Genomic DNA, 6,061 nt, shown 5'->3' with positions numbered 1-6,061 from the left:
CGAGAACGGCTCGCTCGGCTTCCGCGCTGTAGAGGACGGCGGGTAGCGGCGTTTCGGTCGGAGGCTCTTTGGCGGTGCTCTTGGCGCGAGGCACGGTGCGAAGATAACGAAAAGGGAAGCGGAGACCGAGTAAGAAAGTCGTTTCGGAAAGCAAAAGCGGATCGAAAAAAATGCGTTGGCCCAAAAGTTATGATGTGATCGTGGTTGGCGGAGGACATGCGGGGGTGGAGGCGGCCCTCGCTGCCGCTCGCATGGGTTGCGAGGTGCTGCTTTTGACTCTCCAGCTCGACTCGATCGGTCAAATGTCCTGCAACCCGTCGATCGGTGGGGTTGCGAAGGGCATTTTGGTGCGAGAAATCGATGCCCTCGGGGGGGTCATGGCCCAGAATGCCGATGCAACCGGCATTCAATTCCGCATGCTCAACCGCCGGAAGGGTCCGAGCGTTCAAGCGCCTAGAGCGCAATGCGACAAGAAGGCCTATCAGTTTCGGCTCAAAGCGATCTGCGAATCAACGCCCAATCTCGATCTTCAGCAGGGCTCGGTCTCGAAGCTCTCCGTGAAAGACGACGCCGTGGAGGGGATCGTCACCGATTTAGGGGTCGAATATCTTGGGAAGAGTCTTGTCATAACCACTGGAACATTCCTCCGCGGATTGATCCACGTCGGATCGGAGCAGCGACCGGGCGGTAGGGCGGGCGAAGGGAGCAGCGGTTTATCGTTGGAGCTGAAGCGGTTGGGCTTCGAGATCGGGCGACTGAAAACGGGAACTCCGCCGAGGATCAACGGGCGGACGATCGATTTCGGCTCCTGCGAGCTGCAGCCGGGCGAAACGCCCCCTCCGACATTTTCTCTGTTTCCCGACGAATTGTCCGGGGAAGGGAAGGAGCTGTTCACGCTCAATCGATGGAACGGCCAGATGTTCCACGTGGAACAAATGCCCTGTTGGACCACCTATACGACTCAGGAAACGCATCGGATTATCCGAGAAAATCTCCATCTCTCCGCGATGTACTCGGGGAAGATCGAAGGAATCGGACCGCGCTATTGTCCCTCGATCGAGGACAAGGTGGTCCGGTTCGCCGATCGCGAACGCCACCAGATCTTTCTTGAGCCCGAAGGCAGACACACCCAAGAGTTTTATGTCAACGGCTGCTCCACGAGCCTCCCTTTTTCGGCTCAATGCGCCTTCCTCCGGACAATCCCCGGCCTCGAGAAAGCCCATATCCTGCGGCCCGGCTATGCCGTTGAATACGACTATTGTCCCGCCATTCAACTCCTTCCCACCCTGGAGACAAAGCGGGTCGCCCGCCTTTTCCTCGCAGGCCAGATTAATGGAACTTCCGGCTATGAGGAAGCGGCGGCGCAAGGATTGATTGCGGGAATCAACGCCGCTCGCATCGTCCGCGGAGCCCCCCCGCTGGTCCTGCGCCGAGATCAAGCCTATATCGGCGTCTTGATCGACGATCTAGTGACTCGCCCTATCCGAGAGCCTTATCGGATGTTCACCGCACGAGCAGAACACCGTCTCGTCCTGCGTCACGATAATGCCGATGTCCGCCTTGCCGAAATTGGTTGCGCGGTCGGATCGGTGCTACAACCACGACAGAAGAGGTGGCTCGAAAAAAAGCGCCGGCTCGAAGAAGTTCGGAGAACTTTGACAGAGGCGAAAAAGGAGGGCTGCTCGCTCCTGGCATGGCTTCGCCGACCCGATTTTCATTGGGGGGATCTTCCGGAACCGTTCCGCAATGTCGAGCCGGAGATCGCCGCCCATATCGAATGCGAAGTGAAATATGCGGGGTATATCGCCCGGGAACAGGAGCAGATCGAGCGAGCCAGGCGAATGGAAGGGGTTGCTCTTCCTCCTTGGATCGATTTTCAAAAGGTTGTGGGGCTGAAGAACGAAGCGCGGGAAAAGCTCCAGCAGATCCGGCCCTCGACCCTGGGCCAAGCCGCGCGAATCCCTGGAGTAAACCCGGCCGATCTCGCGGTGCTCCTAGTCGCCCTCAAAAAAGGCGCTCCCGACCGACCAGTGGGCGAAAGTCCATCTTTCCAAGAGGCCCAGCAATGACAACGCCCCACCGCTACCGGCTCTTCCTCGATTCCTTGCGGCAGCGCGTCCGTGAGCTTTCCCCGGCCGAAGCATTCCATTGGATCCGCGAAGACAAGGGAGGGTGCATCGATCTTCGCCAACCCCGCCAATGGGTCGCCGGCCACTTACCGAAAGCAATCCACATCGAGTTTGGACAATTGCCCCCTGCAATCGAGTCGAAGATCTCGAGCTCTGAAATTCCACTCCTCTGCTACAGCGGGATCGGAGAGCGCTCGCTCATCGCGGCAGACCTTCTCCGCCAAATGGGCTTCCCGACCGTCTACTCCCTTGCCGGAGGCTGGGAGGCTTGGCGGAAGGCGGCCCTGCCCATCGAAATCGGCGCTTTCCCCCCCTGTCGCCCCCCCGATCAGCGTTTGGCCGGGCTCGCCCAGCTCCCCCACCTCATTGACTCGATCCGTCGTCTTTCCTCAGGATTTCTCCCTTCCGTAGGGCCCTTTCTGCGGAAAGAAGATCGTGCAGTCCTCGAATTTCTCTGCGTCGACTCCAAAGCCATGGAACAGATCGTCCTTGCCACCGACTCCGACGAAGAAGTCATCAGCCGTCTCCGGGAAGAGCTCGGGCCCTCCTGGCCGAGCGATCACGCGATCCGCGAGTTCAATGATCGGATCCTCCACCGCCGCAAACCTCCGGAAACGGTGGAGGAGCAGTAAGTACGTGTTCGGAGCCAACCTATCCGTTTCCGTTGCCGGAAGCTTCCTCGACTACGGAGCCGACGCCAAATGTGGACCCATCGGCAGCCCGACTCCGCTCTCTTCGAGCCATCCAGCCGTCCTTCCGCTTCCGCCCGCTGCCCCCTCCTAGCTCCCGCCTTGGTCTTTGCCGCCGGCTGCGCCTTGGGCTCCGGATTTCCGCACCTGTTTTTGCCGGCTCTCGCCACGGTCGCTCTCATGGGCGCTCTCTGGTTTCGATCGAATGGGCCCCGGAGCGCACTCCTGCCCTTTCTCTCGGCCATCTTCTTTTCCGGCGCCGCAAGCGCTTCCTTCCACAAAGGATGGAGCACTCCGGATCACCTGCGCCATCTTCCAAAGGCAAAGTTTGCTGCCGACTGCTGGTGGGGAGGCACCATCGAGAGCGTGCCCATCGAAAAAGATCGCCCCGTCGACCGCGCCACTACGGCCATCTTCGCCGTCCATCGAGCGCGAATTGCGGGGAGTTGTCGATCCGTCTCGGGCAGGATCCTCCTCGATGTTCGCTCCGCTCCGCCCGGCGCTCTCGTTTTCTCCCAACACCTCTGGGTCCGGGGAGCTCTGCAACGCCCCGGAAAGCCGCAAAATCCGGGCGATCCCGACTGGACGGAGATTTTCGCCTCTCGCCGCATCGCATACCGCCTGACCTCCACTTGGAGAGAGATTCGACCGCTGGACGCCGGCAGCCGGCTCGGCCGCCAAATTACCGCCGCGAGACGGTGGGCTTCCCGGCTCTTGCAAACCGGAATCGAAAGCGATCGTGAAGCCGTCTCCCTCCTTACCGGTATGCTTTACGGCCAGACCGGAGGGCTGCCCGCAAAAGTCGAAGAAGATTTTCGCCTCGCGGGAGCCTACCACATCTTTGCAGTCAGCGGGCAAAATATCGCTGCTTTCTTAGCCGTAGGGCTCGCCTTGCTTGAGGCGGGAAGAGTTTCCCGATGGAGATGGGGTTGGGCGCTTTTGCCGCTTATCACCTTCTACGCCTTCGTCTCGGGAGGTTCCGCAAGCGTCGGCAGAGCAGCCTTGCTCTCTTCCTTGGTCTTGGCCGCTTGGTTCCTGCGCCGGCCGGTCCGCCTCCTAAACCTTTGGGGAGCTTGCCTCCTCCTCTTCCTTGGGGTCGAACCCCTTGCCGTCAGAGATGTAAGCCTCCAACTCTCCTTCGGTGTCCTCCTGGCGCTCCTTCTGCTCAGTGCTCCCCTCGCGCGATGGCTTACCACGCCTTTTTTGCCCGATCCCCTCATTCCTCGAAGCCTCCTTCCTCCCCAAAGCCGTTTCCGGGAACGCTTCGGCAAAGCTCTTGGCTTTCTCTTGGGCTCCTCCGTCGCGGCATCATTAGGGGCTCTCCCGTTCGAAATCGCCCACTTTCACTTCGTCAGCCTCGTCGCTCCCCTCGTCAACCTACTCGTGGTTCCGCTGGCGGATCTCATCGTCACGGTCGGAGTGCTCTCGCTCTTCCTCGGCAGCCTCTGGGGACTCCTCGGAATTCTCCTCAATAACGCAAACTGGCTTTTCGCCCATGGCTTGCTCCTCACCGTCGCCTTTGCCTCCCACCTTCCCGGCGCGGGCATCGCCGTAGGCGACCCCGCAACCCTGCTTTCCGAGTCACGCAATCTCCGCCTCCTCTTTCCCGCAATCCCCCTCGGATCGGCCTGCATCGCACGATGGAAAGGAAAGCAGCTCCTTATCGAAGGAGGCGAAGGCACGCTTTCCTTGGCGAGAATGGAACCGATTCGACGCTTCTACGGGTGGAACTGGCTCGCCGGCACCTTTCGACCGGAAGGTGACCAGTGGGCGGTTGCCGACCCGAGCCCCTGGGGGGTCCTCAAACCCTTCGCCCCCTTCGAGCGCTTTTCCCGAGCGGCTCCCCTTTGCGTACGGCCCGCTTCCTATCGCCTCCGCCAACGCTCGGACTCGGCCGTGGCTCCCCCGTTGCTCTTCGAAGGACCGGGGATTCCTTCCTTTGCTCTCGCTCTGGAATCTTCGCCGGAAGAAAAGACCGCGCCTTTCCCCTCCAAGCACCTCAGCCTCTTTGTCGAGCGGACCAAAGCGGTCTCCGATCCGACGATGCATCGGTCTGCACCCACGAACCAGTTGTGGCTTTCTCTGGCACCGAGCGGTGCCTGCCTTCGGGAACTCGACCCGCAAGGGAGAATCGGAAAAGGCCGCAGCTTGGGCAGGACGGCGGTCGAAGTCGTACTCGAAGCGAACCGCATTGAGTTTCGCCCCTATCGCCGCTCCCCCGTTTCCTACACCGTCGGCTTCGAGCAAGAGTCGGAGGGAGCCGCAAGCCAAACTCCCTCCTCTCCCGACGATACCGTCCAGGATGCGACCGGCTCAAATCCGGTCGCCCGCAGAAGTCGCGCAAATCCCTCCCGGGTGAAGCGATAGCTCGAAAAAAGCCGAAGAGACGATCCCCTCTGAACGGCGACCGAAGAGCCATCCTCCAACAGGATCTCCCGATCCCTCTTCCACCGAACCGTCGCCTCGAATCGAATCCACCCCTCGTTTTCCACGCCCTTCACTTCGTAGCTCTCTACCATTTCCCGCAATCCCCAATCCCGAAGAAGCTCCGTCAACCAGAGACGGGTCGAGCGGTTTGCATACTGCGGCAAGATCTCTTCCGCAGAGGCGCGATAGCTCTCCGGGCTCTCCTCCGGCGCGGGCGCAAGATTTACCCCCAGCAAGAGACGGTCTTGCCGAGCCACTTGCACCCGCAACTTCTCCAAAAAGGTGTCGGGCCGCAAATTCGGAATCAATCCAAACGCGGTGATGAGACGCGACACCGCTCCTTCCGGAAGCAGCCGGTCAAGAAGATCCGGAACGACTATATCGGCCAAAACGAGCCGAACTCCTTCTCCGCGACTTCGGGCAAGCCGATCTGCTTCCAGAAGCAGGGAGAGGCTCCCATCTATACAGACCCAATCCGCTTTCCACGAACGCCCGAGAAGCGCATCATAGACGAGCGACTCCTTTTCCGCAGTCCCGCAACCCAGAGAGACGAGTTGGCCGGGCCGCTCGCAGAGAGTAGCCACGGATTCCTTCGCGGCACGCGAATAGAGACCCCTGCCTTCCTCCTGGGAAAAGGGGGAGTAGCGCCGGAAGAGCGCCATCCAGAGGTTTGCTTGTCTTGCCGTTGCATAATGGAAAAACGGGGCAATCTCGCCCTGCTCCAGGGAAGTCCGCTTCGCGGCCATCCAAACCGCGGGAAGATGCGACTCCGCAACCTCTACATAGAAGAATTCCTTTTTCATCGCGCTTTCCCGG

The 6,061-nt window shown here is 60.5% G+C and carries 3 protein-coding genes and 1 pseudogene; 3 read left to right on the top strand and 1 reads right to left on the bottom strand.

Annotated features, from left to right (window positions below; translation table 11 throughout):
• The first annotated feature begins 170 nt into the window (after positions 1 to 170).
• The 3 genes and pseudogenes from mnmG to FN369_RS11400 form a co-directional block, all read left to right on the top strand.
• On the top strand, positions 171 to 2,069 hold the full coding sequence (mnmG, locus tag FN369_RS02730; RefSeq protein WP_142524677.1) for a tRNA uridine-5-carboxymethylaminomethyl(34) synthesis enzyme MnmG: 1,899 nt from the start codon (positions 171 to 173) through the stop codon (positions 2,067 to 2,069).
• Positions 2,066 to 2,761, top strand: coding sequence for a rhodanese-like domain-containing protein (locus FN369_RS02725; protein ID WP_142524676.1), 696 nt, complete (start codon positions 2,066 to 2,068; stop codon positions 2,759 to 2,761). The genes mnmG and FN369_RS02725 overlap by 4 nt, the downstream gene beginning before the upstream one ends.
• 69 nt (positions 2,762 to 2,830) lie before the next feature.
• Positions 2,831 to 4,375, top strand: a pseudogene (locus FN369_RS11400) (ComEC/Rec2 family competence protein); the annotation flags it as partial.
• A 668-nt stretch (positions 4,376 to 5,043) separates the two neighbouring features.
• Here the strand turns inward: FN369_RS11400 and FN369_RS11395 are convergent.
• Positions 5,044 to 6,048: an L-histidine N(alpha)-methyltransferase gene (locus tag FN369_RS11395; RefSeq protein WP_142524674.1), complete on the bottom strand. Its 1,005-nt coding sequence runs from the start codon at positions 6,046 to 6,048 to the stop codon at positions 5,044 to 5,046.
• Between the last annotated feature and the right edge of the window lie 13 nt (positions 6,049 to 6,061).

Source organism: Methylacidimicrobium cyclopophantes (assembly GCF_902143385.2).
In the GTDB taxonomy this organism is placed as follows: domain Bacteria; phylum Verrucomicrobiota; class Verrucomicrobiia; order Methylacidiphilales; family Methylacidiphilaceae; genus Methylacidimicrobium; species Methylacidimicrobium cyclopophantes.
Note: the sequence above shows the minus strand (reverse complement) of the source record. Positions and strands in the feature narration are given on the sequence as shown.

What these genes read in the sequence shown, in the direction of transcription:
- FN369_RS11395 (WP_142524674.1), bottom strand. Translation starts at nt 6,048, where the DNA reads ATGAAAAAGGAATTCTTCTATGTAGAGGTTGCGGAGTCGCATCTTCCC.
- FN369_RS02725 (WP_142524676.1), top strand. Translation starts at nt 2,066, where the DNA reads ATGACAACGCCCCACCGCTACCGGCTCTTCCTCGATTCCTTGCGGCAG.
- mnmG (WP_142524677.1), top strand. Translation starts at nt 171, where the DNA reads ATGCGTTGGCCCAAAAGTTATGATGTGATCGTGGTTGGCGGAGGACAT.